This is a genomic window from Modicisalibacter sp. (assembly GCF_055145905.1).
The window spans coordinates 82,603-109,534 of the sequence record NZ_JBSREH010000044.1; the positions used below are offsets into that span (position 1 = coordinate 82,603).

A 26,932-nucleotide genomic window follows, 5' to 3' on the forward strand; every position below is an offset into this window, starting at 1 on the left:
GTGATGACTGTCGAAACGCCGCGACGCATACGGGTTCTCGACCCGCGTCTGGCCAACCAGATCGCCGCCGGCGAGGTGGTCGAGCGGCCCGCCTCGGTGCTCAAGGAGCTGGTCGAGAACGCCATCGACGCCGGCAGCCGGCGCATCGAGATCGAGCTCGAGGCCGGCGGCGCGCGGCTGATCAAGGTGCGCGACGATGGCGGCGGCATTACCGAGGATGACCTGCCGCTGGCGCTGTCGCGGCATGCCACCAGCAAGATCCTCTCCCTCGAGGAGCTCGAGGGGGTGGCCAGCCTCGGCTTTCGCGGCGAGGCGCTGGCCTCGATCAGTTCGGTGGCGCGTCTCGAGCTGGTGTCCAATGCCACCGACGATCCGCGCGGCGGCTGGCGTGTAGTCGCCGAAGGGCGGCAGATGGAGCCGCGAGTGTCGCCGGCGCCCCATCCCCGGGGTACCTCGGTGACGGTCCGCGACCTGTTCTTCAACACCCCCGCACGGCGCAAGTTCCTGCGTACCGAGAAGACCGAGTTCGGCCATCTCGAGGAAGCGTTCCGGCGCCTGGCGCTGTCGCGCTACGATATCGGCTGGGTGCTGCGCCACAACCAGAAGACCGTGCATCAGCTGCGACCCGCCGCTGGCGGCGAGGCCGGCGAGCGGCGGGTGTCGGCGCTGCTGGGCGGCAAGTTTCTCGACAACGCCCTGCACCTGGATATCGAGGCTTCGGGGATGCGGCTGTGGGGCTGGGTCGGCCTGCCCACCCATTCGCGGGCCCAGGCCGATCAGCAGTATTTCTTCGTCAACGGTCGGGTGGTGCGCGACCGGCTGGTGGCCCATGCCATACGCCAGGCCTATCGGGACGTGCTCTTTCATGGTCGCCACCCGGTGTTCGTGCTCTATCTGGAGCTCGATCCCGCGGTGGTCGACGTCAATGTCCACCCGACCAAGCATGAAGTGCGCTTCCGCGACGGCCGCCTGGTTCACGATTTCCTGTTCTCGAGCCTGCACCGGGCGCTGGGCGAGGTGCGTCCCGAGGCACAGGACGAGGCGGGTGGCGAGCCGTCATCGACGGCAGCCGGCGCGCCGGATCCGGCGGCCGAGGCCGCCGAGCAGCCGTCCGTGTCACCGGCCTGGCGCCAGCAGCCCATGGCGCTGCGGGGCGTTGGCGAGCATGCCCGGGAATCGCGCCCCGGGGCCGATCGGGTGCGCGAGTTCATGGCCGGTTATCGGGCGCTGCATCCCGATCACGAGACGCAGTTGCTGACTCCCCAAGCCGAGGCGGAAGTGGGCGGGGCGGCGGCCGGTGTGGCGCTCGACGAGCGGCGGCAGGCCGCGGATGCCCGGCAGGCACTGCCCGAGGACGACCCCACCGGGACGCCGCCGCTGGGCTATGCCGTCGCCCAGCTGCACGGGGTCTATATCCTCTCGCAGACCACCCGCGGGCTGGTGGTGGTGGACATGCACGCCGCCCATGAGCGGATCACCTATGAGCGCATGAAGACCCAGGTGCACGGCGGTGCCCTGGACGCCCAGCCGCTGCTGGTGCCGGTATCGCTGGCGGTGAGCGCTAATGCGGTGGAAACCGCCGAGCAGTGCCACGATGCCTTCCGGCGGCTGGGCGTGGAACTCGACGTGGCCGGGCCCGAAACGCTGCTGGTGCGCCAGGTGCCGGCCCTGCTGGCCCAGGCCGATGTCGAGCCGCTGGTCCGCGACATGCTCGGCGACCTGGAACGCTACGGCCGCTCCGACCGGCTCGAGGCCCACATCAATGAACTGCTGGCGACCATGGCCTGCCATGGCAGCGTGCGCGCCAATCGCCGGCTGACCATTCCCGAGATGAACGCTCTGCTGCGTGACATGGAGCGCACCGAGCGCAGCGGCCAGTGCAACCACGGCCGGCCGACCTGGACCGAGATGTCGATGCACGATCTGGACAAACTGTTCTTGCGGGGACAATGACACGCATGCATGAGCAACACCCGGGAGAGCCTCGTCCGACGATCCTGCTGCTGATGGGGCCTACCGCCTCCGGCAAGACTGACATGGCGATGGCGCTGCGCGAACGGCTCGATGCCGAACTGATCAGCGTCGACTCGGCGATGGTCTATCGCGGCATGAACATCGGTACCGCCAAGCCCTCGGCCGAGGAGCTGGCTCGCGCTCCGCACCGGCTGATCGATATCCGTGACCCGGCCGAGCCCTATTCGGCCGCCGAATTCCGCGACGACGCCCGTCGCGCCATCGACGAGATCCTGGCCGCCGGCCGGTTGCCGCTGCTGGTCGGCGGCACCATGCTCTATTTCCGCAGCCTGCTCGGTGGGGTGGGTGAGCTGCCCGCCGCCGATCCGGCGGTGCGTGCCGAACTGGAGGAATGGGCGGCGCGCGACGGACTCGGGGCGCTGCACGCCGAGCTGGCGCGTGTCGATGCCGAGTCGGCGGCGCGCATCCACCCCAACGACCCGCAGCGTCTGCTGCGCGCCCTCGAGGTCCAGCGCCTGAGCGGGCGGCCGATGAGCGTGCTGTGGCGTGAGCAGCAGGCCGAGCCATTGCCCTGGCGCGTCATTCCCATCGGCCTGGCGCCGGCCGAGCGGGCGGTGCTGCATCGCCGCATCGCCGTACGCTTCGAGGCGATGCTCGAGGCCGGGTTCCTCGACGAGGTACGTGCGCTGAAATGTCGCAGTGACCTGCATGCCGATCTTCCGGCGATCAAGAGTGTCGGCTATCGTCAGGCATGGATGCATCTCGACGGCCGCCTGAGCGCCGAGGAGCTGCATCACCGCGGGGTCGTGGCCACCCGTCAGCTGGCCAAGCGACAGCTGACCTGGCTGCGTTCCTGGGCGGGGTTGCACTGGGTCGATGCCCTGTCCGCCGACCCGCTCGGCGAGACCTTGAAAATCGTGCGCCGGTGCAGCACTTAGCGTAGTATGGAGCCTTGTTCTGACGCTGGCGGCGTGCCCGGCGTGAGGGCGGGCCATGCAAGGCCAACCATTAAAATGACATTAACGAGAGACAGTTAGGGAGAGCAAAATGTCCAAAGGGCAGTCCCTCCAGGACCCGTACCTGAACATCCTGCGCAAGGAGCGCATTCCGGTGTCCATCTTCCTGGTCAACGGCATCAAGCTGCAGGGTCAGATCGAGTCCTTCGACCAGTTCGTCATCCTGCTGCGCAACACGGTCAGCCAGATGGTCTACAAGCATGCCATCTCCACCGTGGTGCCGTCGCGCAACGTGCGCTTGCCGGCCCAGGATCCCAACGCGGCCCAGGAAAGCTGATCGCGAGGCATTGATTGTTTTTCGAACGTCCCGACGCCGGTGAAACGGCGGTACTCGTCCATATCGACTTCCAGGACGAACAGGAGCGCGAAGACCCGGGCGAGTTCCTGGAGCTTGTGCGTTCCGCCGGGGCCGAGCCGGCGACCCTCATGCAGGGGAGCCGGCGGCGTCCCGATCCACGTACCTTCATCGGCAGCGGCAAGGTGGAGGAGCTGCGCGAGTTGCTCGCGATCCATCACGCCGAGCTGGTGATCTTCAATCATGGCCTGAGTCCGTCCCAGGAGCGCAACCTCGAGCGCGCCCTGAAATGTCGCGTGCTCGACCGCACCGGGCTGATTCTGGATATCTTCGCCCAGCGGGCGCGTACCCACGAGGGCAAGCTGCAGGTCGAACTGGCCCAGCTGGAATACATGTCCACCCGCCTGGTGCGCGGCTGGACCCACCTCGAGCGCCAGAAGGGCGGCATCGGCCTGCGCGGGCCGGGCGAGACCCAGCTCGAGACCGACCGCCGCCTGCTGCGCGGTCGCATCAAGGCGATTCACAAGCGCCTGGACAAGGTGCGCAGCCAGCGCGAGCAGAATCGCCGTGCCCGCGCGCGCGCCGAAATCCCCAGCATCTCGCTGGTGGGCTACACCAACGCCGGCAAGTCGACGCTGTTCAACGCCCTGACCGCCTCCGAGGTCTACGCGGCCGACCAGCTGTTCGCGACCCTCGACCCGACGCTGCGCCGGCTGGAGATTCCCGACGTGGGCCCGGTGGTGATGGCCGATACCGTCGGTTTCATCCGCCATCTGCCGCACAAGCTGGTCGAAGCCTTCCAGGCCACCCTGCAGGAGGCGGCGGAGGCGACGCTGCTGGTGCACGTCATCGACTGCGCCGACCCCGACCGGGAGCAGAACGTGGCCGAGGTCAACAAGGTGCTCGCCGAGATCGGCGCCGACACGGTGCCCTGCCTGCGTGTCATGAACAAGGTCGACCTCTTCGACAGCGCGCCACGCATCGAGCGCGATGGCCATGGTGTGCCCGAGGAGGTGTGGCTCTCCGCCCGCGACGGCCGGGGGCTCGAATTGTTCGCCCAGGCGCTGTCCGAACGCCTGGCCGAGGATCTGCTCGAGCTGGACCTGACGCTGGCGCCTGAACAGGGTAGGCTACGGGCGGGGCTGCACGCACTGGACGCGGTCCGGGATGAGCGCTTCGACGAGCAGGGACACACCCTGCTGTCGATTCGCCTGCCCCGGCGTGAGTTCCTGCAGCTGCTCGCCCGCCAGGGCGAGAACGCCGAGGATTACCTGCCACCGGAGGAGCTCGCGCCGCCGGCCTGGGCCGACGGGATCCGGGACTGATTCGATACGGTGGCCGGCTCCGGCCACCGATCATCGATGCCTATCGCAACCTTGCTTAGTGGAGACGACGTATGGCTTGGAACGAGCCAGGTGGGGGCGGCAATCAGCATGACCCCTGGAGCGGTGGCGGCCGACGCGGGGGCGGCGGCGGCAATGGCGGCAACAACCAGGGGCCGCCCGACCTCGACGAGGCCCTGAAGAAATTTCAGGACAAGCTCAACCGCATGCTCGGTGGACGCGGCAAGCGCGGCGGCAGCGGCAGTGGCGGAGGTGGCGGCGGCAAGCGCAGCACCTTCGCCCTGCCGGGCCTGCTGGCGGTGGTCGCGCTGGCGATCTGGGCAGCCTCCGGCTTCTATCTGGTCGACCAGTCCGAACGCGGCGTGGTGCTGCGCTTCGGCAAGTTTCAGGATGTGGTCAATCCCGGCCTGCACTGGAACGCGCCGATCGTCGACGACGTGCGCATGGTCAACGTGACCCGGGTCCGCTCGATCTCCCAGACTAAATCGATGCTCACCAAGGACGAGAACATCGTGCAGGTCGAGATCTCCGCGCAGTATCAGGTCGCCAACCCGCGTGACTATCTGCTCAATGTGCGTACGCCGGAGCTGTCCATCGAGAATGCACTGGACTCGGCGCTGCGCCATGTGGTCGGCGGCACCGAGATGGACGACATCCTGACCTCGGGTCGCGAGCTGCTGGCGGACACCGTCTCCAGCCGGCTGCAGTCGTACCTCAACAACTACGGCATCGGTGTGCGCATCCAGGCGATCAACGTCGAGTCCACCTCGGCGCCGGATGCTGTGCAGGATGCCTTCGACGATGTGATCAAGGCGCGCGAGGACCGTCAGCGCATGATCAACGACGCCATCGGCTACGCCAACGCCATCATCCCCGAGGCCCAGGGTCAGGCTCAGCGCATGATCGAGCAGGCCCAGGGGTATCGCGAATCGGTGGTGGCCAAGTCGCAGGGTCAGACCAACCGCTTCAACTCGCTGCTCGGCGAATACCGCCAGGCACCGCAGGTCATGCGCGACCGCATGTATCTGGACACCATGTCCGAGGTGCTGTCGAAGACCAGCAAGGTGCTGTTGGACATCGACAAGGGCAGCCCGCTGATGGTGCTGCCGCTGGACAAGCTGGGGCTGAATGGCGACAAGGCGGCATCCTCGGATGCCAAGGTCGATGTCTCGCCGTCGCTGCTCGAGCAGATGCGCAATGACGATACCGGCAGCCGTTCGAACCGCACCAGCACCACGCAGTCGCAGGGTATCCGCAGGGAGGGCCGCTGATGATCAATAACCGTTCCCTGCTCATCGTCGCCGGCGTCGCCGTACTCGCCTGGGTGGGCAGCAACAGCCTCTACATCGTCGACGAGACCCAGCGGGCCATCAAGCTGCGCTTTGGCGAGATCGTCGAGGACAACATCCAGCCGGGGCTGCACTTCAAGGTGCCGGTCACCAACACGGTGCGTACCTTCGATGCTCGGGTGCTGACGCTGGACACCGACACCAGCCGCTACCTGACGCTGGAAAAGAAGGCGGTGATCGTCGATTCCTACGTCAAGTGGAAGATCGTCGATCCGGCCCGCTACTACGAGGCGACTTCCGGCAATGAACAGAGTGCCGAGCGGCTGATCTCGCCGCGGGTCGATGAGGCGCTGCGCAACCAGTTCGGCAAGCTCGAGCTTCAGGAGATCATTGCCGAGAAGCGCGACCAGCTGATGTCGGAGCCCACCCACGAGCTCGACCAGATCATGCGCAAGGAGCTCGGGGTGGCGATCCTCGACATCCGTATCAAGCGCATCGATTTGCCCGACGAGGTGACCCAGGCGGTCTACGAGCGGATGCGTACCGAACGCCATCGCGAAGCGCGCGAGTACCGGGCCCAGGGCCAGGAACAGGCCGAGAAGATCCGCGCCAATGCCGAGCGTCGCCGTCAGGTGCTGCTCGCCGAGGCGCAGTCCAAGGCCGAGACACTGCGGGGCCAGGGTGATGCCGAGGCGGCGTCGATCTATGCCGAGGCCTATCAGCAGGACGCCGAGTTCTTCCGCTTCTATCGCAGCCTCAACGCCTACAAGGACAGCTTCAACGGCAAGCAGGACCTGCTGGTGCTCGAGCCGGACAGCGACTTCTTCCGTTACCTGAACAGCCCGACCCCGTCCGGGGCAGGGCAGACCGACGGTCCCTGAGGCCGCGGCCCCCCGGGGTACACCCGGGGGGCAAACATGGTAGAATCCTTCAACCGGGCGTGGCCCGGTTTTTTTGTGGCCATTCATCTCTGGCAGGACAGGCAAATGACCATCGCAGATCGCTGGCTGCTACCTGACGGCATGGACGAAGTGCTCCCGCCGCAGGCGAGTCGCATGGAGGAGTTGCGCCGGGCGCTGCTCGACCTCTATCACCGCTGGGGGTATGACCTGGTGGTGCCGCCCCCGGTCGAGTTCCTCGACTCGCTGCTGACCGGCACGGGCACCGACCTGGATCTGCAGACCTTCAAGCTCACCGATCAACTCACCGGCCGCATGATGGGCGCCAGCGCCGATGTCACGCCCCAGGTGGCACGCATGGACGCCCATTCCCTGAAGCGACGCGGTCCCGCCCGGCTGTGTTACTGCAGCCATGTGCTGCGGGCCAAGGCGGACCCGCATCAGGGCGGGCGCAGCCCGGTTCAGGTCGGCGTCGAGCTGTTCGGCCACGCCGGGCTCGAGGCCGATCTGGAGATCCTGCGCCTGGGGCTGGACAGCCTGGCGACGGCAGGCGCCGACGAGGTGCATCTGGCGCTGGGGCATATCGGCATCTATCGTGCCCTGGTGCAGGCGGCGGACCTGTCGCGCGAGGCCGAGGCGGCCCTGTTCGAGGCGATCGAGCGCAAGTCGCCCGCGGAAACCGAGGCACTGGTCGCCGCCCAGATCCACGACGGTGCGATCGCCCGCATGCTGCGCGCACTGCCGCAGCTGCATGGTGACGTCGAGATGCTCGACGAGGCTCGGCGTGTCTTCACCGAAGCGCCGGCGGCGGTCAGCGATGCCCTCGACCAGCTCGAGGCGCTGTGCCGGGGGGTTGCCGATGCGCACCCGGATGTCACCCTGTACCTGGACCTGGCGGACCTGCGCGGCTACCAGTACCACACCGGCATGATGTTCGCCGCCTACGTGCCCGGCTACGGCCAGGCGCTGGCCAAGGGCGGGCGTTACGACGATACCGGCCAGGCCTTCGGTCGCGCGCGCCCGGCCACCGGTTTCTCGATGGACCTCAAGCTGCTGGCCACGCTGGTCGAGAGCGAGCCCGCCGTGGACGGCATCTGGGCGCCGGCGGTGGCCATCGACGACGCCGTGGCGCGCAGCCGGCTCGATGCCGTGGTGACGCGTCTGCGGGCCGACGGCGAGCGCGTGGTGCGGGCCCTGCCGGGGCAGTCGACGGGGCCGGCCGAGCATCGCTGCAACCGCCAGCTGGTGCGCATGGGCGACGACTGGCAGGTATCGCCCCTGGCGTGACGATGGCCGGGCAGGGCATCGCCACGCCACGGTCAGCGGATTCTTCGATCAAGAGACGAGAGTAATGGGCAAGAACGTAGTCGTACTAGGTACCCAATGGGGTGACGAGGGCAAGGGCAAGGTCGTCGATCTGCTCACCGAGTCGGCGTCCGCGGTGGTGCGTTTCCAGGGCGGTCACAACGCTGGCCACACCTTGGTCATCGACGGCGAGAAGACCGTCCTGCACCTGATCCCCTCGGGGATCCTGCGTGACGACAAGACCTGCGTGATCGGCAACGGGGTGGTGCTGTCTCCGGAGGCGCTGATCAGCGAGATTCGGGAACTGGAAGCCAAGGGCGTGCCGGTTCGCGAGCGCCTGCGCCTGTCGCCGGCCTGCCCGCTGATCCTGTCATACCACGTGCGCCTCGATCAGGCGCGCGAGAAGGCGCGCGGCGTGGCCAAGATCGGTACCACCGGCCGCGGCATCGGTCCGGCCTACGAGGACAAGGTGGCGCGTCGCGGCCTGCGCCTGGGCGACCTGCTGCACCGCGAGCGTTTCGCCTCCAAGCTCGGCGAGGTGCTGGACTACCACAACTTCGTGCTGCAGCACTACCACGGCGAAGCGCCCGTGGACTTCCAGCAGGTGCTCGACGAAGCCATGACCATGGCCGAGGAACTGCGGCCGATGGTCTGCGACACGGTGAGCCTGGTCCACGAGATCCGCAAGGCCGGCGACAACATTCTCTTCGAGGGCGCCCAGGGCTCGCTGCTGGATATCGACCACGGCACCTATCCGTACGTCACCAGCTCCAACACCACCGCCGGCGGCACCGCCACCGGCTCCGGCGTCGGTCCGCTGTATCTGGACTACGTGCTGGGGATCACCAAGGCCTACACCACCCGCGTGGGTTCCGGACCGTTTCCCACTGAGCTGTTCGATGAGTTCGGCCGCCATCTGGCCGAGAAGGGCCACGAGTTCGGCGCCACCACCGGCCGTCCGCGCCGCTGCGGCTGGTTCGATGCCGTGGCCCTGCGCCACGCCGTGCAGGTCAACTCGGTCTCCGGTATCTGCCTGACCAAGCTGGACGTGCTCGACGGCCTCGAGAACATCCGCGTCTGCGTGGGCTATCGCAGCAAGGACGGCGAGAAGCTCGACACCCCGGTGGATTCCGAGGGCTACGAGGCAGTCGAGCCGATCTACCAGGACCTGCCGGGCTGGAGCGAGTCGACGCTGGGCATCAAGCGCGTCGAGGACCTGCCCGCCAATGCACGTGCCTACATCAGCTTCCTCGAGGAGCAGACCGGCACGCCGATCGACATCATCTCCACCGGCCCGGATCGCAACGAGACCATCGTGCTGCGCAACCCGTTCTCCGACTGACGCCGCCGTGGGCTGGCCAGGCCAGTCCGCAGTGAACGAAAAGGACCCCGCCATGATGGCGGGGTCCTTGCGTTTGCGCATGCCGCGCGGCGGAGGGCACCGCCGCCGAGGCGGGGCGCCCGTGCCGTCAGGGCGACGCCGTGTCGCCGGCCACCTTGCTGGCGGCGGCCTGGGCGGCCTGGTCGTTCTGCAGCAGGTCGCGCATGGTACGCAGGGCGGCCTCGCCACGGCTCTCCAGAGTCTGGTCGAGCCACAGCAGCGCCTGATCCTGGTTGGCGTCTTCCAGCCCCTGCTGCCAGAGATAGGCCTTGGCCAGGGCCAGGCGCGCCGTGGGGTGGCCCTGGCGTGCCGCGCGGAACAGGTATTCCGCGCCCTTGGCGGCATCCTTCTCGACGCCTTCGCCGCGCAGGTAGGCGCGTCCCAGGGCGGCCTGGGCGCCGGCGTGGCCTTGATCCGCGGCCCGGGTCAGCAGCTTGATGCCTTTCTGTTCATCCTGGGTGATGCCGTCACGCCCGTAGAGCAGCGCGCGTCCCAGGTTGGCCAGTGAGGAGAGGCTGCCCGCATTGGCGGCGCGGGTCAGCCACTGCTTGGCCTCGGCCGGGTCCTTGGTGACGCCGGTGCCGTTGAGGTAGGCCTCGCCGAGCACCTGAGCGGCATAGGCGTTGCCCTGGCGCGCCGAGCGCTTGAGCAGCGCGATGCCTTTCTGCGGCTGACGCGACACGCCGTTGCCCTGCAGGTAGGCCTGCCCCAGGGTCTGCATGGCGCCCAGGTTGCCGCCGCGGATGGCCCGCTGGAGCAACTGGACGCCCCGCTGCGGGTCGGCGCTGACATTCTCGCCCTTGAGCAGCATGGTGCCGAGGTCGGCCATGGCGCCGGTGTGGCCGCGGGCGACGGCGATCTTCAGGTACTTGAGCCCCTTGTCGGTATTTTTCGGGAAGGGCGAGCCGTCGATGTAGGCGCGGCCCAGGCTGGCGGCGGCACCGCCGTGGCCGGCCCGGCTGGCCTTGGTCAGCCAGCGGTAGGCCTTCTGGGCATCCATGGGCACGCCGTTGCTGCCATCGAGATAGGCGCGCCCGAGATCGGCCATGGCCGCGGGATCGCCGAGCCGGGCGGCGTGGATGATGGCATCGATGTTGCCGGCACCCTTGCCATGCTTGCGGTAGAGCCGGGCCAGCGCCAGCTCCGCGGAGTCATGACCGGCATCGCGGGCCTTTTCCAGCCAGCGCTTGGCCTGGCGGAAGTCGCGGGGCACACCGGTGCCGTCGCGGTAGGCACGCCCCAGCACCACCATGGCGTAGTCGTCGCCCTGGCTGGCGGCCCGGGTCAGCAGGGAGACCGCCTTTTCGCTCTGCCCGCGATCCGCCAGTGGACCGTCGAGATAGGCCTTGCCGAGTGCGGTCATGGCAGTGGTATCGCCGGCCTCGACGGCCTTGCGCAGCCACCGCTCGGCAGCGTCGGGATCGGCGGGCAGGGTCTTGCCTTCCAGATAGGCTTCGCCGAGCAGGCGGGCAGCATAGTCCTGCCCCTGCCGGGCGGCCTGCTTCAGCAAGGTTTCCGCCTTCCGGGCGTCCGGTGCCACCCCGGTGCCCTTGAGATAAGCTTCGCCGAGCTGCGCGGTGGCGTAGCTGCTGCCGGCCTGCTGGCCACGCTGCAGGTAGTCGATCGCCTTGGCGGGCTGTGCCGGGAAGTCCTCCTTGCCGTTCAGATACAGGTCCCCCAGCACGGCCAGGGCCAGCGGGTCGCCCTTTTGTGCGGCACCCTGCAGCAGCTGGATGCCCTGGCGACGCGCCGGGGGCAGCGCGTCACCGGCGATGTAGGCGCGCCCCAGGGCGACGGCGGCATTGGTCGAGCCCTGATCGGCGGCCTTGGCCAGCCAGGATTCGGCCTCCTTGGGGCGCAGCGTGACCCCCTTGCCGTCGAGCAGCGCCGAGCCCAGGTGGTACATGGATTCGACATCGCCGGCCTTGGCGGCCTTCTCGAGCATGGCCAGGCCACGCTGGGTCTCGCCCTGCTCGAGCAGGGCCTGGCCGACCTTGCCCAGGGCATCCGGGTCGCCCGAGTCGGCGGCCTTCATCAGCCAGCGGCGCTGCTCCTCCGGCTGGTAGCCGAGCAGGCCGTCCCGTGCATACAGGCTGGCCAGGTCGGTCATCGCGCCAACGTCGCCCTGGCGTGCCAGGGTGGTGGCATGTTCGGCATAACGTTGAGCGTAGTCCTTGGCCTTGGCCGGGTCGGCCTGATACCAGCCGCCGGGGCGGTAGGCGTCGGCCAGCTCGCGCAGGGCGCCGGCGTCACCGGCCTCCACGGCCTTCTGATAGAGCGCGATGGCGCGCTGGGGATTGCGCTTGATGCCTTCGCCCCGGGCCAGCATGCCGGCAAGCTTGGCGGCGGCCTGATCGGCCTCGCCGGCCTCGATGGCCTGGCGGTACAGGTAGAAGGCCAGGGTGGGGTTGCGTTCGACGCCGTCGCCCTCTAGGTACAGGTCGCCCAGTTTCACGGAGGCGTTGCCCAGCGACGAGTTGGGCCGGTGCAGGGCCTTTCCATAATACTCGGCGGCCAGCCTTGGGTCCCGGGGTACGCCCTGGCCCTTGTCGTAGAGCTTGCCCAGGTCATAGTAGGCGGGCAGCATGCCTTCGCGCCCCAGGGCCTTGAAGCTGGCGATGGCTTTCTCGTACTGGCCCTGTTCGGCGGCCTGGCGAGCGAAATCCATGCGCCCCCAATCCATGCCGCCCATGTCGACGGGGCGACCGCCGTCGAACCAGTCGACGTAGGCGGCGGGCACCGGCGGCACGGCGGCATCGCGTTGCACCTCGTGCGTGGCACAGCCGGCCGCCGCAAGCAGCAGCGGCGAGGCGATCAGCAGGCGCTGCCAGGAGGCGGTTCGGTGGCCTCGGCGAAGCGAATGTCCAAGCATGTCAGGTTCCTCCGTGATGATGGGCGCCACGAGTCCGTACGGGCATCATTTCTGATTCTGGAAGGTGCGGGCCCGACGCTTCTGGGCAGCGGTGAACGCTTGCTGCTGGGCGGCGGGATCCATGAAGTACAGGGTCACGTAGCCGCCGGCGCCGCGATTCTCGATCGGGCGCATGGTGCGCAGAAACTGCTCCAGGCGCGGCTCGTCGAAGTGGCTGAGGTAGATCTCCATCCAGGCCAGGTACTGGTCATCCTTGAGGAAGCCCTTGTACTGCTCGTGAGGCGCCAGATCGCCGAGCTTGTCGGGGTCTTCGAGGATATCGATGGCGAAGTTCACGGCATCCTTGATGGTGTGGCCATCGACCTCGAGGTTGAAGACGTCATAACCCTGCCGCGAGACGATCTGCAGGTTGGGGATCAGGTAGAGCAGGGCATAGTTCTGATAGTGACTGGCGCGCCGACCACGCTTCATTTCCAGTGGCAGGGCACCTTTCTTGGTCAGGTCATGCAAGGCCGAGTAGATGGCGCTGACACCGAAACGGAACAGCTCGTCGTCGTCGGTCAGCACGCCGACCATCGAGGCGTACAAGGCACGTCGATAGAAGTGGTTGTTGCAGCAGCTGTTGTTGGGCTGACCGGGGATCGCCTTGTGCTTGTAGGCCAGGTCCCTGAGCCACTGGTTGACCCGCTGCTTTTCCTCGTCCATGCCGTCCACTGCCGGGCGTACCACAGAGTAGGCCTCGGCCGCCGAGAAGATCATCGACTCGGTCGAGAACCAGGCCTGGGGCTGGGATGACTCATAGTAGAAGTTCAGCAGGGCGTCGTGCTGCGCCCATTTGTCGAGAAAGCGGATCAGACACCGGCCATAGTAGACGTCGCCGCTGGTGACGTAAGCCCCGGCCAGCTTGGCCACGGCCTTCTCGAACTGGAACAGCGGTCCCGAAATCTTCCGCCAGGCCTTGGGGCTGGGGTAGAAGCCGGGGATACGGATCTCGGTGTCCAGCGGGGGAATGGCCAGCAACTGCTGGCAGCTGGGCCCGGTGGAAAGCTCCTCCACCTGGGTCAGCAGCATGGGGTTCTCGGTCTGCTGCAGCAGCTTCATGCGCGCCGGGACGTCGAAATAGGAGGCGTTGGGGTCGTTGACCGTGTACTTCGACAGGTCGAGCTGGTTGCGCTCCTTGATCGACATGCCCATGGCCGGCAGGGCCAGGACGGCGATCAGCAGGGCGGCGAGCGCCTGGCCGATGAGGCGGCGCCGCCCGAAGCAGCCGGAGAGGGTTGCGGTGATAGTGGTCATGGCGACTCGTTCGCGTGGAATGGGGCGGTCAGGTGCCGGCCGGTCACGGCCGGTCGGCGTAGAAGCGGAAGTCGGCGAAGTCGACGTGCTGGTCCCGGGGAGTGCGCCAGCTCTTGCCGTGACCGCCGAAGAAGGTCGAGAACATCAGGCCGTCGGCGTAGACCGTCGGCAACTTGCGGTAGACGATGCCGCGCTGCTCGAGAATCGGCCGGCCGTCGACCCAGACGCGGGCGATGCCGTTGCGACGCTGCGGATCGTTGAGCACGATCTCCTGCTCGATGGTGACCCACTTCCCGGTGGGGAAGTGCCAGAGACCGCGTCCCACGGACTTGCCGTAGTGTTTCTTCTTGTTGACGATGTATTCGTAAAGCTCGCCCTTCCCGTCGCGACGCCACATGAAGCGCATGGAGTAGCCGTCACCGGTGACGGCATCGCCGCCGCTGGGCGCGTTGCCGCCGTAGAGGCCGGGCAGTTTGCCGCCCTTGACGAAATCGAAGCCCTCGGGGAAGCGAACCTGGTAGCTCAGGCAGGCCCGATCGGCGCCATGCAGTGCGGGAATGGTGGCATAGAAGCCGGCGCCCCCCTCCGCCTTGTCGCCCGGCGAGGAGGTGCCCGCGGGATAGGCGACGCGCATGCCGGTTTCGCCGATGCCGGTCTGGGCGGGGGAGAGGATGGTCACGTTCTTGTCGGTGGCCCAGTCGTCATGGGTACCGAAAGCCTGGCGGATGGCTTCCTTGCTATCGGCCAGCTGCGGCGGCGCCGGGTCGGCGACCTCGGTGTAGCGCTCGGAGCAGGGCGACAGCTGGGGGATCGGCAGGTCGGGCTTGCCGGCCACGGCCTGGGCCGCGAAGACGCTCAGGGAAAGGCCGAGCGCCAGGCTCAGGCCGATGCGTTGCCGATAGTGGAATGCGGTCTTGCTGCTGTGACGTTCCAGCATTAGAGGCTCTCCTGGCCCGGGCGCGCCGTGGCGGCGGCCCGGACGTTGGCAATGGCTCGATTCAGCTCGATGTCTGCTTGACGGGCTGGCCGTTGGCGACGCTGCTGGCCGGCTTGTCGGCCTCGGCGTCGTCGCCCGAGCCGGTCACCGCGGCGAACAGGTCCGCGAACTCCTGGTAGACTGCGCGGCCCCCCTGCCAGATCCATTCCGCCGTGGTGTCGATCACCGGGGCCTCGCTGAAGCGCACGTCCACGGGCACCCCCACGGCGCTGGCCGGCAGCGGCGACTCCGGCACCAACAGCACGCTGGCGACGTTCTGCTGCTGGCGCACCCACTTCGGGAAGCCGGCGCGCGGCTGACGCTCGACGTCCAGCGAGACGCTGCGTACCTGGGCGGCGATCGGCTCGGAGGCGTTGGGCAGGGCGATGTAGGCGCGCTGGTGCGGCTCGATGCGATCGATATCGTCCATGTGCACCAGGGCTTCCACCATGACGTCGTTCTCACCGGTCTGGATGAGGGTCATGATGCGTTCGCTCTGGTTGATGAAGGTCTCGCCGGCGCTGCTGCGCGCCCAGGCGACGAGACAGTTGCAGGGGCTGTAGATGGTGTTCTCCGACGCGCGTGCCTCGAGGGCGTCGATACGCGAACGCTGGTAGTCGTTGGCGGTCTCGAACTGCTTCATGCGTACCCGCGCGACTTCCGGCGGCACGCTCTCGAAGTTGGTCGGCGTGCCGCTGGCGCCACTGTCGCCGGACGGGATATAGACCTCCTTGGTGCCGGGCGCCTCGATGCGCTCCTTGAGGTTCTTGATCAGCTGGCTGTTGTAGTTCAGCGAGGCCTTGGCCAGGATCAGGTCGGTCTTGAGCTCGCTGTTCTTGACGCGGACCAACTCCTGGTCGCGCTCGACACGATCGCCGGCATGGAAGCCGTGCTCGGCGAGAATGCCCGAGCCGGGGGCACGGATGTCGATGCGCGGGGCCGTCACCGCGGCGAAGTCGGGCTCGATGAGCATGAAATTGCGATAGGCGGTGGCGGCGATCACCGCCAGCAGGGTGACAGCGGCCAGCCCCAGCGCAGCGTAGCGGCCCCAGGGGCGGCGAGTCTTGCTCTCCGTCTGGGGGGCCTTGGCGGTCCGGCGCTTGCGCGGCGTCTGCGGATCCTCGCTGCCGACCAGGCCTTCCACGGTGGCGTGGTTGCCGCTCAGGTAGGCGCGAATAATCCGGCGCAGCAGTTCCCGGTGACGGCGTTCGATGCGGGTGATCTCGAAGGCCACCTCGTGCTGTTGGCCACCGCGCTCGCCATGATCGCGCAGCACCTTGGCATCGACGGGCACGATCAGTTCGGCGGTCCCGGCCGAGAGCAGCAGCGAGACCGAGATCACCTGATCGGCCTGCATCGGGGTGTCGCTGTACACCGAGAAGCCGCCCATGGAGAGGTCATGGCCGACCAGGGTGGCGCCGTCGGCGAAGCGTACCTCAAAGGGGACGTCGACGCGGACGTGGCGGCGCTCGTCACGGCGCTCGTGATGGATCTGGTCGCCGGTGGCGGGACGCGACGCATCGTCGCGTCGCTCGTCGCGCGGGCGACCGGCGAGGGTCGGTTCGGTCCGGCCCGGGTCGTGATTGTCGTCGTGGCTCATTCGGGGATCCTCCTTGTCCTGTAGATCCATGTCCGGTTACTGGCGGCGCTCGGTAGAGGCGCGACGGACGTCCATATCGTCGAGGGTGACCGTGCCGGAGGCGGTGTCCAGGCGGCAGGGGTTGTCGCTGCGGCAGGTCAGTGTCCGGGTCTCGCTCAGGGTATGCCCCTGGGCATCGTGAAGGCGGCTTGCCAGGCTGGTGTTGACATACCAGGTGGTGGGCCGTTCGCCACCGTGGCCGCGGAAGGTCCGGGCGCGCACGTCGCCGACCTCGAAGAGCTTCTCGGTAAAGCGCTTGCCGACCCGCATGTTGCCCGCCGGCAGTTGCACGGTGCTGCCTTCCGGCGCGTCGGCCAGCGCCAGCGCGAGCCAGTAGCCGTCATCGCGGTCGGGGGCCGGGCCGTCATCGGTCAGCATGGCGCTCTGATCCTCGAGCACGGCAAAGGCCACGCGGTCCGGCGGGGCTATCACGCCGACCGTCAGCGCCAGGACGAGGATCATCGAGCCGACATACACGGCGTGCATGAAATGCCCCATGCGGCGCTGGCGCTTGGCGGCACGCGGGTCGTCAGGCTCGCCTGCCGAGATCCCCTGGCGCGACCAGGACTGGCGATTGAAGCGGAAGCTGACATAGGTCTTCAGCAGGCCACCACCCACCTGGTTGTAGTACAGCATGGGGATCCACAGCAGGCTGAATCGGCCGTGCTGGAGGGCCAGCACGGTGGCGGTGACGCTGCGCGTGAAGAGGATCCACAGCAGGTATGCGAAGATGAACGAGGGGCGCACGAACAGCGTCAGCATGATCGCCACCGAGGGGCCGATCAGCGTGGTCCACATCGATAGCCGCTGGTCGACCAGGCTCCACCAGGTGAACAGCCCCATCTTCCTGGGCCCCAGCGCGATGGCGCGGCCGCTGGTACGCAGCATGTTGCCGTACCAGCGCTTCATCAGGTCGAGGCTCGAGGCGAAGAAGCGGTCCTTGTCGGGCAGCTCCTCGAACCCGGATACATAGACGTCCGGGATGTAGAGCATCTTCCAGCCGTTCTTGAGCAGCCAGAACCAGGTCGACTTGTCGTCGCCGGACAGGAACTTGAAGTTGCCGAAGCGCCAGTGCTCGATATGGTCGTTCTCGACCAGCTCGATGAAGCCGGGGTCCGTGGCCAGCTCGGCACGGAAGGCGCTGTAGCGACCGGTCAGCACCAGCAGGCGCTCGGAAACCGACCCCGAGCTCATCACTAGGTGGCGCTGGGCATAGCGCAGGTCGTACCACTCCTTGGTGACGTCGCCGCCGTTGACGATGGCGCTGTTGTTGGTGGTCAGCGCGCCTAGGTCGTCCTTGACGAAGAAGAACGACAGCGAGCGGGCCAGCGTGCCGGGCTCGATGCGGATATCGCCGTCCATCGACACTAGCAGCGAGCGATGGCTGGGCATGCGCCGCGAGATGGCGCGCAGCACTTCGGCCATCGCCGAGCGCTTGCCGTCGCCCTTCTGGAACATGTAGCTGACCTCGACATTGGCGGGCCAGCCGTTTTCCGCCATGACATGATCGATCACGTCGACGTCGCTGCGATCGGAGATCGCCGCGAAGATGGTCGTGGGCACGCCGTAGTCGGCGGCGTCGCGGATCAGTGCGTCATAGACGGCGAAGCTGACCTCGGGCTCGATGCGAAACGAGGTACACAGCACATACAGGGCATCGGGTTTTTCGCGGGCGTCGGCGGCATCGGCCTGCCGGCGCAGCCGGGGAAACACGCGGCGGTTGTACCACACGGAGCGAATCGCGATGGTAAACCACCAGGAATAACGCCAGGCGCCGATGACGCCGATGGCGAGAATGAAGCTCTTGGAGCCGGGCGAGAAGACTTCCGGCGGCAGCTCGAAGACGAGGACGACGATCAGCGACAGCAGGAACAGCAGCGTCGTCAACTCCGTGATCCGGCTGGCACGTGAGCCGCCGGTAAGCTCGTTCAGCGACATGACGAACCTTCCTCATCGAACGGTGGCGCGACGCGTGATACCTGATGGTCTCGCGTGGCCCCGTTGTCTGATGGGGCGCCGCCGCAGCGGCGCCGTGACAACATGTGGTCGTTTGCGCGGAATTGCCGGCCGGTGCGGTCGGCAATCGCGGGAAGACCGGGAACGGCGAGCAACGCCAGGCGCGGCCCGCCGGTGACGGCGGCTCAGGCGGCCGCGCGTCTTGCCTGTTGCCGGTTCAGGGATTCGCCGCGGCCGATGGCGTAGTAGAGCAGGCCGGCGTCCTTGACGATCTCGGGGTCGAAGAGGTTGCGCCCGTCGACGACCACCGGGGTGCGCAGCGTCTGGCGCAGGTTGTCGAAGTCGATCGCGCGGAAGATCTTCCATTCCGTGCAGATGACCAGGGCGTCGGCCCCTTCCAGGGTGTCGTCACGCCGGTCGACCAGTACCAGGTCGTCGCGTTCGCCATAGATGCGGCGGCACTCGTCGGCAGCCTCGGGATCGAAGGCCTGGACCCGGGCACCGCTGTCCCACAGCGCTTCCATCAGCTCGCGGCTGGGCGCCTCGCGCATGTCGTCTGTGTTGGGCTTGAAGGCCAAGCCCCACAGGGCGATGGTCTTGCCCTTGAGGTCGCCGTCGAACGCCTGGTTGAGCTTTTCGAAGAGGCGCGTCTTCTGGCGCAGGTTGACGGACTCGACCGCCCCCAGAAGCTGGGCGTCATAGCCGATGTCCGTGGCGGTCTGGGCGAGTGCCTTGACGTCCTTGGGGAAGCAGGAACCGCCATAGCCGCAGCCGGGGTAGATGAAGTGATAGCCGATGCGCGGGTCCGAGCCGATCCCGTGGCGCACATGCTCGATATCGGCCCCCAGGCGCTCGGCCAGGTTGGCGATCTCGTTCATGAAGCTGATCTTGGTGGCGAGCATGGCGTTGGCCGCGTACTTGGTCAGCTCCGCGCTGCGCACGTCCATGAACATCAGCTTTTCATGGTTGCGGTTGTAGGGGGCATAGCATTCGCGCATCGCCTTGCGCACGGCTTCCGAATCGGTGCCGACGATGATGCGTGCGCCCTTCGAGAAGTCCTCGATCGCCGCGCCTTCCTTGAGGAATTCCGGGTTCGAGCAGACATCGAAGTCGACGTCGGCACCGCGGGCCTCGAGGGTGCGCCGCAGGGTATCGCGGACCTTGTCGGCGGTGCCCACCGGCACGGTGGACTTGTCGATCACCACCTTGTACTCGTTCATGTGCTGGCCGATGGTTTCGGCAACCTTGAGCACGTACTTGAGGTCGGCGCTGCCATCCTCGTCGGACGGCGTGCCCACGGCGATGAACTGGAGCTTGCCGAAACGCACCGCTTCCTCGGCGTCGGTGGTGAAGCGCAGGCGCCCGGCATCGCGGTTCTCCGCGATCATCGACTCCAGGCCGGGTTCGTAGATGGGAATCTCGCCGCGGTTGAGCCGCGCGATCTTGTCGGCGTCAACATCGACGCAGACGACGTCATGGCCGACATCGGCCAAACAGGTACCGGTGACCAGGCCGACATAGCCTGATCCGAAGATGGTAATCCGCATCTTGCACCTCTCCATGGTGGTTGTCTGGTGTCACGATCTGCAATGCGTCTGGCCACTGGGCCAAATGCCACGCGAGCGCGCCGGGCTGCGACTGAAATCCATTCCTTGGGCCCGGGGCGAGAACGGCATGCCTGCCTGGTTCTCGCCGGTATTATGTCATTGTCGGGCAGCACCGTTACCGGGGGGTGACATACTGCCGCGACCTGGCGATCTTTTCTAAATTAGCAAGGTTAAGTTATGTAATCGCCGGGTAACGTCAAATAGCGTAGAGGCTCCATCGACAAAGGTCAACATGCGCCCGGGTGAATTTTTGCACACTGTTTTCTTACTCGATGGCCGTACCGGCCTCAGCGGGCGCTTCACAGCGCCGTCATAGAGGACTAAAATGGTCCCCAATTCCGACAGGCTGGAGGATCGCGATGCTCAAGCTGTCAAAACTGACCGATTACGCCGCCGTGGTGATGGCGCAGATCGCCCGCCACCCGGAACGGGCACATGCGGCGGCCGACCTGGCCAGTGCCGTGCAGCTGCCGCATCCCACCGTGAGCAAGACGCTGAAGATGCTGGTGCGGGCCGGGCTGCTGACCTCGCGGCGGGGCGCGCAGGGCGGTTATCGCCTGTCGCGGGCACCCGGCGAGATCACCGCCAGCGACATCATCGCCGCCATCGAGGGGCCGGTCGCCATGACGGAATGCAGCCAGGCCGACGGGGACTGTGACCTGGCCAGCAGCTGCGGTGTCGCCGACAACTGGCAACGGGTCACCGTGGGCGTGCGCACCCTGCTCGACAGCGTGACCCTGGCGCATCTGGCGCGCGCCGAGCCGCTCAAGTTGCCGGTGCAGTTACCCATACAGAGCGTGACCCTGGCCGCCACGGCCGAGGGCTGACGTCGACCAAGGCTTGATGACAGGGTGCAGTGCGATGCGCCCGGAGGGGAGAATCATGGCAACAGAGGAAATGGAGCAACTCGTTCGTCGCGAGTACACCCAGGGCTTCGTGACCGACATCGAGAGCGACACGGTGCCCCCGGGACTCGACGAGAGCGTCATTGCCTTCATCTCGCAGAAGAAGGGCGAGCCGCAGTGGATGCTCGACTGGCGGCTCGAGGCCTATCACCAGTGGCTGAAGATGAAGACGCCCTCCTGGGCGCATCTCGACTACCCGCCGATCGACTATCAGGCGATCTCCTACTACAGCGCGCCCAAGAAGCCCGAGGATCGTCCCCAGAGCCTCGACGAGGTTGACCCCAAGCTGCTCGAGACCTACGAGAAGCTGGGCATTCCGCTGCACGAGCGGGCGGCACTGGCCGGTGTCGCGGTCGATGCGGTCTTCGATTCGGTGTCGGTGACCACCACCTTCAAGGAGAAGCTGGCCGAGGCGGGCGTGATCTTCTGTTCGATCTCCGAGGCGATCCGCGACTACCCGGAGCTGGTCAAGCAGTACCTGGGCAGCGTGGTGCCGCAGGGCGACAATTACTTCGCCGCGCTCAACTCGGCGGTCTTCACCGACGGCTCCTTCGTCTACGTGCCCGAGGGCGTGACCTGCCCGATGGAGCTGTCCACCTACTTCCGCATCAACGCCGCCAACACCGGCCAGTTCGAGCGCACCCTGATCGTCTGCGACAAGCGCGCCCAGGTCTCCTATCTGGAGGGCTGCACGGCGCCCCAGCGCGACGAGAACCAGCTGCACGCCGCGGTGGTCGAGCTGGTGGCGCTGGAAGACGCCTACATCAAGTACTCCACGGTCCAGAACTGGTATCCGGGCGACGAGGACGGCAAGGGCGGCATCTACAACTTCGTCACCAAGCGCGCCGACTGCCGCGGTGACCGCTCGAAGGTGTCCTGGACCCAGGTCGAGACCGGCTCGGCGATCACCTGGAAGTACCCGTCGTGCATGCTGCGCGGCAAGGACAGCGTCGGCGAGTTCTACTCCGTGGCGGTGACCAACGGCCGCCAGCAGGCCGATACCGGCACCAAGATGATCCACATCGGCGAGAATACCAAGTCGACCATCGTCTCCAAGGGCATCGCTGCCGGGCGCAGCGACCAGGCCTATCGCGGGTTGGTGAAGATCGGCCCGCGCGCCAAGCGGGCGCGCAACTTCACCCAGTGCGACTCGCTGCTGATCGGTGACCGCTGCGGCGCACACACCTTCCCGTACCAGGAGATCGGCAACAGCACGGCGACCGTCGAGCACGAGGCGACCACCTCGAAGATCGGCGAGGACCAGCTGTTCTACTGCCGCCAGCGCGGTATCTCCGAGGAGGACGCGGTCAACATGATCGTCAACGGTTTCTGTAAGGACGTCTTCCAGGAGCTGCCGATGGAGTTCGCGGTGGAGGCGGAGGCGCTGCTGAACGTGACGCTCGAAGGCGCCGTGGGTTAACCGGGAAACGGCTGCGCGACGCCTGTGCGGCGTTGGCAGCGGGCTCGAGAATGCTCATTGACAGTCGTCAACTCCGCTTCTCTCGCCCGCTGCCGCCTGGCCCAGACGCCGCTCGCGCGTTTCTCGAGGGTGATATGGCAACGTATTCGTCGGAGGGCGCGATGGCGCCCTCGAATCCAGATTGAAGGTGGCAACACATGCTCGAAGTCAAAGATCTGCACGTGTCGGTGGACGGCAAGGAAATCCTCAAGGGGCTGAGCCTGACGGTCAACGCCGGTGAGGTGCATGCCATCATGGGTCCCAACGGCGCGGGCAAGTCGACGCTGTCCTCGGTGATCGCGGGCAAGGACGGCTACGAGGTGACGGCCGGCTCGATCACCTTCGAGGGTCGGGACGTGCTGGAGATGGAGATCGAGGAGCGCGCCCGGGCGGGGCTGCTGCTGGGCTTCCAGTACCCGGTGGAGATTCCCGGCGTCAAGAACATCTACCTGCTCAAGGCGGCGCTCAACGCCCAGCGGGCGGCCCGCGGCGAGGGCGAGGTCCCGGCCCCGGAATTCATGAAGCGGGTCAAGGAGAAGCTGGCGTTCATGAAGATGGACCCGAGCTTCCTGCAGCGCGCCGTCAACGAGGGGTTCTCCGGCGGCGAGAAGAAGCGCAACGAGATCCTGCAGATGCTGGTGCTCGAGCCCCGGCTGGCGATGCTCGACGAGATCGATTCCGGCCTCGACATCGACGCGCTCAAGGTGGTGGCCGAGGGCGTCAACTCGCTGCGCAGCGAGGAGCGCGCCGTGCTGATGGTGACCCACTACCAGCGTCTGCTCGACTACATCGTGCCCGACAAGGTCCACGTGCTGCTCGATGGTCGCATCGTCAAGTCCGGTGACAAGGACCTGGCGCTCGAACTCGAGTCGCGCGGCTATGAATGGGTGCAGGAGGAGTCTGCGGCGTGAGCGACAAGACCCAACCGAGTGCAGAACAGCGCTTTCTCGAGAAGCTGAAGGCGCGCGAGGCGGTGCGCGGTGCCGAGCCGACCTGGATCGCTGCGCGGCGCCAGGCCGCGGCGGCACGCTTCGAGGCGATCGGCTTTCCCGGCAGGCGGGTCGAGCAGTGGAAGTACACCGACGTGCGGCGCATCCGTGACGGGGAATTCGCGCTGGCCGACGACGCCGACTTCTCGCCGGCCCAGGCCGCCGCCCTGACGCTGCCGATCGAGGCGATCCGGTTGAGCTTCGTCGATGGCGTGTTCGCGCCCGAGCTCTCCGATACCGGCGCGCTGCCCGCTGGCGCGAGCGTCGAGCCGCTGACCCGGGCGCTGGCCGACAACCACGAGGCCGTGGGTGCCGTGCTGGGCCGTCTGACCGGCGTCGAGTTCTCGCCGTTCGCCGCGCTCAACACCGCCTTCGCCGAGGAGGGCGCCGTCATTCGTCTGGCGCCGGGAACCGTGGTCGAGACGCCGATCCTGCTGCAGTTCCTCTCCCGGGCCGGCGAGCGGCCGGTGATGAGCCATCCGCGGGTGCTGATTCAGGCCGGGGCACGCAGCCAGGCCACGGTGCTCGAGCATTACGTCGGCGACCCGACGGCCGCCAATTTCACCAACGTGGTCGCCGAGGCCATCCTCGAGCGCGGCGCCCTGCTGACCCACTACACCCTGCAGGAGTCGCCGCTCGACGACCTGCTGGTGCGCAGCCTGCAGGTCGAGCAGGGGCGCGACAGCCGCTTCACCTCGTTCACCGTCAACCTGGGCGGCGCGCTGGTGCGCAACGACCTGGTGGCCGACCTCAACGCCCAGGGGGCCGAGGCCAACTACTACGGGCTGTTCTTCGCCCAGGGGCGCCAGCATGTCGACAACCACACCCTGGTCAATCACAACGCGCCGCTGACGTTCTCCAACGAGAACTACAAGGGCGTGCTGGACGATCGTGCCCGGGGCGTGTTCAACGGCAAGGTGGTGGTCAAGCGCGACAGCCAGCAGATCGAGGCGCACCAGAGCAACGCCAACCTGCTGCTCTCCGATCGCGCCGAGATCGACACCAAGCCGGAGCTTGAGATCTACGCCGATGACGTCAAGTGCTCCCACGGGGCGACCACCGGCCAGCTCGACGAGGACGCCGTGTTCGCGCTGCGAGCGCGCGGCATCGACGCGCAGACCGCCCGGGGCCTGCTGACCCTGGCCTTCGCCGGCGAGGTGATGGAGAAGGTGGAGCTGGACGCCGTCGCCGAGCGTGTCGAACTCACGGTGGCCGGCAAGCTGCCGGAACGCTTCAATCTCGGCGGGCTGGTCGAGGCGGCGCTGCTCGACGAGCAGGCATTCGAGGAGGCATCGGGCCATGACCGCAATGACTGATCTGACCCTGGACGTCGTCAGGGTACGTCGCGACTTCCCGATCCTCGAGCGCCGGGTTCACGGCCATCCGCTGATCTACCTGGACAATGCCGCCACCAGCCAGACGCCGCGGCAGGTGATCGAGACGCTCGATCACTACTATCGGCACTACAACGCCAATATCCACCGCGGGCTGCATACCCTGGCGGACGAGGCGACGGCGGCCTACGAGGCCACGCGCGAGACCGTGCGCGGCTTCATCGGCGCCCGCGAGACCCGCGAGATCGTCTTCACCCGCGGCACCACCGAGGCGATCAACCTGGTCGCCAACAGCTGGGGCCGGGCCAACCTGGGGCCCGGCGACGAGGTGCTGATCTCGCGGCTCGAGCATCACTCCAACATCGTGCCCTGGCAGCTGCTCGCTGCCGAGCGCGGTTTCACCATCCGGGTGATCCCGGTCGACGAGCGCGGCGCGCTGGACATGGCTGCCTACCGCGAGCTGGTCGGGGAGCGTACCCGGCTGGTGGCCGTCAACCACGTCTCCAACGCCTTCGGCACCATCAACCCGGTGGCCGAGATGGCGCGCATCGCCCACGAATACGGCGCGCTGATCCTGGTCGACGGCGCCCAGGCCGCGCCCCACGAGGTGGTCGACGTCACCGCCCTCGATGCCGATTTCTATGCCTTCTCGGGGCACAAGGTCTATGGCCCGACGGGTGTCGGCGTGCTCTACGGCAAGGCGGCGCTGCTCGAGGCCATGCCGCCCTGGCAGGGTGGCGGCGAGATGATCCGCACGGTGTCCTTCGAGGCTGGCACCACCTATGCCGAGATTCCCCACAAGTTCGAGGCGGGCACGCCGGCCATCGCCGAGGTGATCGCTCTGGGGCGCGCTCTGGAGTGGGTGGGCGAGATCGGCATCGGCCTGATCCGCGCCTGGGAGCACCGGCTGCTCGAGCACGCGCACCACGAGCTGGCCGCCATCGACGGGCTGCGCCTGCTGGGGACCGCGCCGCACAAGGCCGGGGTGGTCTCGTTCGTGGTGGAGGGCGCGCACGCTCAGGATATCGCGCTGCTGATCGACCAGCTGGGCGTGGCGATCCGTACCGGCAACCATTGCGCGCAGCCGCTGCTCCAGCAGTTCGGCGTCGACGCCACCTGCCGAGCCTCGTTCGCCGCCTACAACACGCCCGAGGAGATCGACATCTTCGTCGCGGCACTCAAACGCGCCATCGAGATGGTTCGCTAGGGGAGGGAGGACGCGTGTCGATGGAGCAACTGGAGAGTCTCTACAAGGGGCAGGAAATGCCCCTGCAGCGGGACGTGAACGCGATCTCGATTCCCTTCGGCAAGAGCGTCACTCTGGTCGAGGATTCAGTGGTCGGGGTGATGCAGGCCAAGGGCAGCACCGTCAGTGTCACCTACGAGGGGCGGCTGTACCTGATCGAGGGCAGTGACCTGGATGCGCTGGGCCTCGAGCCGCTGCCACGGCCGACCCTGCCGGAAGACGCCGACGATGCCGCGCTCGAGCAGTTCGTCTGGGACCAGCTACGCACCTGCTTCGACCCCGAGATCCCCGTCAACATCGTCGATCTCGGCCTGGTCTACGGGTGTCGCATCGAGCACCTGCTCACCGGCGAGCGGGTGGTCACCGTGCGCATGACCCTGACCGCCCCCGGTTGTGGCATGGGGGATGTCATTGCCGAGGATGCGCGGCGCAAGATCCTCGGGGCGCCGCAGATCTCGCGGGTACATATCGAGATCGTCTTCGACCCGCCGTGGAGCCGCGAGATGATGACCGAGGAAGCCCGGCTCGAGCTGGGGCTCTTCTGAGGTGCGTCCCGGCCGCCGGTGTCATGCCCGCTTGTGACGGGGAGGGCCCCCGGGTAGGATTCGTGCGCTGATGACTCCTTCGGATGGAGAGACGATGGCGCCGAAGCGTGCAATGGGCTGGCTGAAACGCGTGACGCTGCTGGGTGGAGTGCTGCTGCTGCTGGCGGCCGGCGTGGTGCTGGCCGCCAATCTGTGGGTGCTCGCCCGCACGCGCGACCGTATTCAGGATGACCTGCTGCTGTGCCGCACGGCACCCATCGGCATCGTCTTCGGGACGTCCTACTGGTCCCGCGATGGAGAGCGCAACCCGCATTATGCCGCCCGGCTGCATGCCGCGGCCCGGCTGATGCGCCTGCATCGCGTTCGGCACCTGCTGCTGTCGGGCGACAACCGCACGCGCTACTACAACGAGCCCGTGACCATGTGGCGCGACCTGCGCCGTGCCAATATTCCCGACGCGGCCATGACGCTCGACTATGCAGGGTTCAGTACCTTCGACACCCTCGTGCGGGCCCACGAGGTCTTCGGCGTCGACCGGGCGTTGCTGATCACTCAGGACTGGCATCTGCCGCGGGCGCTGTATCTGGCGCTGGCGGCGGGCATCGA

The 26,932-nt window shown here is 67.2% G+C and carries 21 protein-coding genes; 15 read left to right on the plus strand and 6 right to left on the minus strand.

Annotated features, from left to right (window positions below):
- Nucleotides 1-3 precede the first annotated feature (3 nt).
- From mutL to ACTCB7_RS13350, 8 genes are all read left to right on the plus strand, one after another.
- Nucleotides 4-1,953 (plus strand): DNA mismatch repair endonuclease MutL, encoded by a 1,950-nt coding sequence (gene mutL / locus ACTCB7_RS13315; RefSeq protein WP_463007043.1) that lies wholly within the window; start codon nt 4-6, stop codon nt 1,951-1,953.
- Nucleotides 1,954-1,958: 5 nt separating this feature from the next.
- Nucleotides 1,959-2,912, plus strand: a complete 954-nt coding sequence (gene miaA / locus ACTCB7_RS13320; RefSeq protein WP_463007028.1) for a tRNA (adenosine(37)-N6)-dimethylallyltransferase MiaA — start codon at nt 1,959-1,961, stop codon at nt 2,910-2,912.
- A 109-nt stretch (nt 2,913-3,021) separates the two neighbouring features.
- Nucleotides 3,022-3,267, plus strand: a complete 246-nt coding sequence (hfq, locus tag ACTCB7_RS13325) for an RNA chaperone Hfq (protein ID WP_129141100.1) — start codon at nt 3,022-3,024, stop codon at nt 3,265-3,267.
- 14 nt (nt 3,268-3,281) lie between these two features.
- Complete coding sequence (hflX, locus tag ACTCB7_RS13330) at nt 3,282-4,610, plus strand: ribosome rescue GTPase HflX (protein WP_463007029.1); 1,329 nt, start codon at nt 3,282-3,284, stop codon at nt 4,608-4,610.
- A gap of 71 nt (nt 4,611-4,681) precedes the next feature.
- On the plus strand, nt 4,682-5,899 hold the full coding sequence (gene hflK, locus ACTCB7_RS13335; protein WP_463007030.1) for an FtsH protease activity modulator HflK: 1,218 nt from the start codon (nt 4,682-4,684) through the stop codon (nt 5,897-5,899).
- Nucleotides 5,899-6,798 (plus strand): protease modulator HflC, encoded by a 900-nt coding sequence (hflC, locus tag ACTCB7_RS13340; protein ID WP_463007031.1) that lies wholly within the window; start codon nt 5,899-5,901, stop codon nt 6,796-6,798. Before hflK ends, hflC begins: the two co-directional genes overlap by 1 nt.
- Nucleotides 6,799-6,903: 105 nt before the next feature.
- Entirely contained in the window at nt 6,904-8,103 is a 1,200-nt protein-coding gene (locus tag ACTCB7_RS13345) for an ATP phosphoribosyltransferase regulatory subunit (RefSeq protein ID WP_463007032.1), read from the plus strand.
- A gap of 64 nt (nt 8,104-8,167) precedes the next feature.
- A complete protein-coding gene (locus ACTCB7_RS13350; RefSeq protein ID WP_163647512.1) occupies nt 8,168-9,463 on the plus strand; it encodes an adenylosuccinate synthase in 1,296 nt (431 codons plus the stop codon).
- 127 nt (nt 9,464-9,590) lie between these two features.
- On the opposite strand, the gene ACTCB7_RS13355 is transcribed toward ACTCB7_RS13350, so the two are convergent.
- From ACTCB7_RS13355 to ACTCB7_RS13380, 6 genes are all read right to left on the minus strand, one after another.
- Nucleotides 9,591-12,374 (minus strand): tetratricopeptide repeat protein, encoded by a 2,784-nt coding sequence (locus ACTCB7_RS13355; protein WP_463007033.1) that lies wholly within the window; start codon nt 12,372-12,374, stop codon nt 9,591-9,593.
- A 45-nt stretch (nt 12,375-12,419) separates the two neighbouring features.
- Complete coding sequence (locus tag ACTCB7_RS13360; protein WP_463007034.1) at nt 12,420-13,670, minus strand: alginate lyase family protein; 1,251 nt, start codon at nt 13,668-13,670, stop codon at nt 12,420-12,422.
- A 43-nt stretch (nt 13,671-13,713) separates the two neighbouring features.
- On the minus strand, nt 13,714-14,607 hold the full coding sequence (locus tag ACTCB7_RS13365; protein WP_205596177.1) for a polysaccharide lyase: 894 nt from the start codon (nt 14,605-14,607) through the stop codon (nt 13,714-13,716).
- A 61-nt stretch (nt 14,608-14,668) separates the two neighbouring features.
- Nucleotides 14,669-16,246 (minus strand): PilZ domain-containing protein, encoded by a 1,578-nt coding sequence (locus ACTCB7_RS13370; RefSeq protein WP_463007035.1) that lies wholly within the window; start codon nt 16,244-16,246, stop codon nt 14,669-14,671.
- A 36-nt stretch (nt 16,247-16,282) separates the two neighbouring features.
- Nucleotides 16,283-18,223, minus strand: a complete 1,941-nt coding sequence (locus tag ACTCB7_RS13375; RefSeq protein ID WP_463007036.1) for a glycosyltransferase — start codon at nt 18,221-18,223, stop codon at nt 16,283-16,285.
- A 203-nt stretch (nt 18,224-18,426) separates the two neighbouring features.
- Complete coding sequence (locus tag ACTCB7_RS13380) at nt 18,427-19,788, minus strand: UDP-glucose dehydrogenase family protein (protein WP_463007037.1); 1,362 nt, start codon at nt 19,786-19,788, stop codon at nt 18,427-18,429.
- Nucleotides 19,789-20,207: 419 nt separating this feature from the next.
- Between ACTCB7_RS13380 and ACTCB7_RS13385 the strand changes: the two genes are divergently transcribed.
- The 7 genes from ACTCB7_RS13385 to ACTCB7_RS13415 all read left to right on the plus strand — a co-directional run.
- Entirely contained in the window at nt 20,208-20,675 is a 468-nt protein-coding gene (locus tag ACTCB7_RS13385) for an SUF system Fe-S cluster assembly regulator (protein ID WP_163647507.1), read from the plus strand.
- A 55-nt stretch (nt 20,676-20,730) separates the two neighbouring features.
- Entirely contained in the window at nt 20,731-22,173 is a 1,443-nt protein-coding gene (gene sufB / locus ACTCB7_RS13390; protein ID WP_463007038.1) for a Fe-S cluster assembly protein SufB, read from the plus strand.
- A 197-nt stretch (nt 22,174-22,370) separates the two neighbouring features.
- Nucleotides 22,371-23,123 carry a Fe-S cluster assembly ATPase SufC gene (gene sufC / locus ACTCB7_RS13395; RefSeq protein ID WP_224415291.1) on the plus strand — a complete coding sequence of 251 codons (753 nt, stop codon included), beginning with the start codon at nt 22,371-22,373 and terminating at the stop codon, nt 23,121-23,123.
- Nucleotides 23,120-24,517, plus strand: coding sequence for a Fe-S cluster assembly protein SufD (gene sufD, locus ACTCB7_RS13400; protein WP_463007039.1), 1,398 nt, complete (start codon nt 23,120-23,122; stop codon nt 24,515-24,517). Before sufC ends, sufD begins: the two co-directional genes overlap by 4 nt.
- The gene (locus tag ACTCB7_RS13405) at nt 24,501-25,742 is read left to right on the plus strand and encodes a SufS family cysteine desulfurase (RefSeq protein WP_463007040.1); all 1,242 of its coding nucleotides are present in this window, start codon (nt 24,501-24,503) and stop codon (nt 25,740-25,742) included. Before sufD ends, ACTCB7_RS13405 begins: the two co-directional genes overlap by 17 nt.
- 20 nt (nt 25,743-25,762) lie before the next feature.
- Nucleotides 25,763-26,326, plus strand: a complete 564-nt coding sequence (gene sufT, locus ACTCB7_RS13410; protein WP_263479067.1) for a putative Fe-S cluster assembly protein SufT — start codon at nt 25,763-25,765, stop codon at nt 26,324-26,326.
- A 94-nt stretch (nt 26,327-26,420) separates the two neighbouring features.
- Nucleotides 26,421-26,932, plus strand: a 512-nt coding sequence (locus ACTCB7_RS13415) for a SanA/YdcF family protein (RefSeq protein ID WP_463007041.1), incomplete at its 3' end; no start/stop codon positions are given.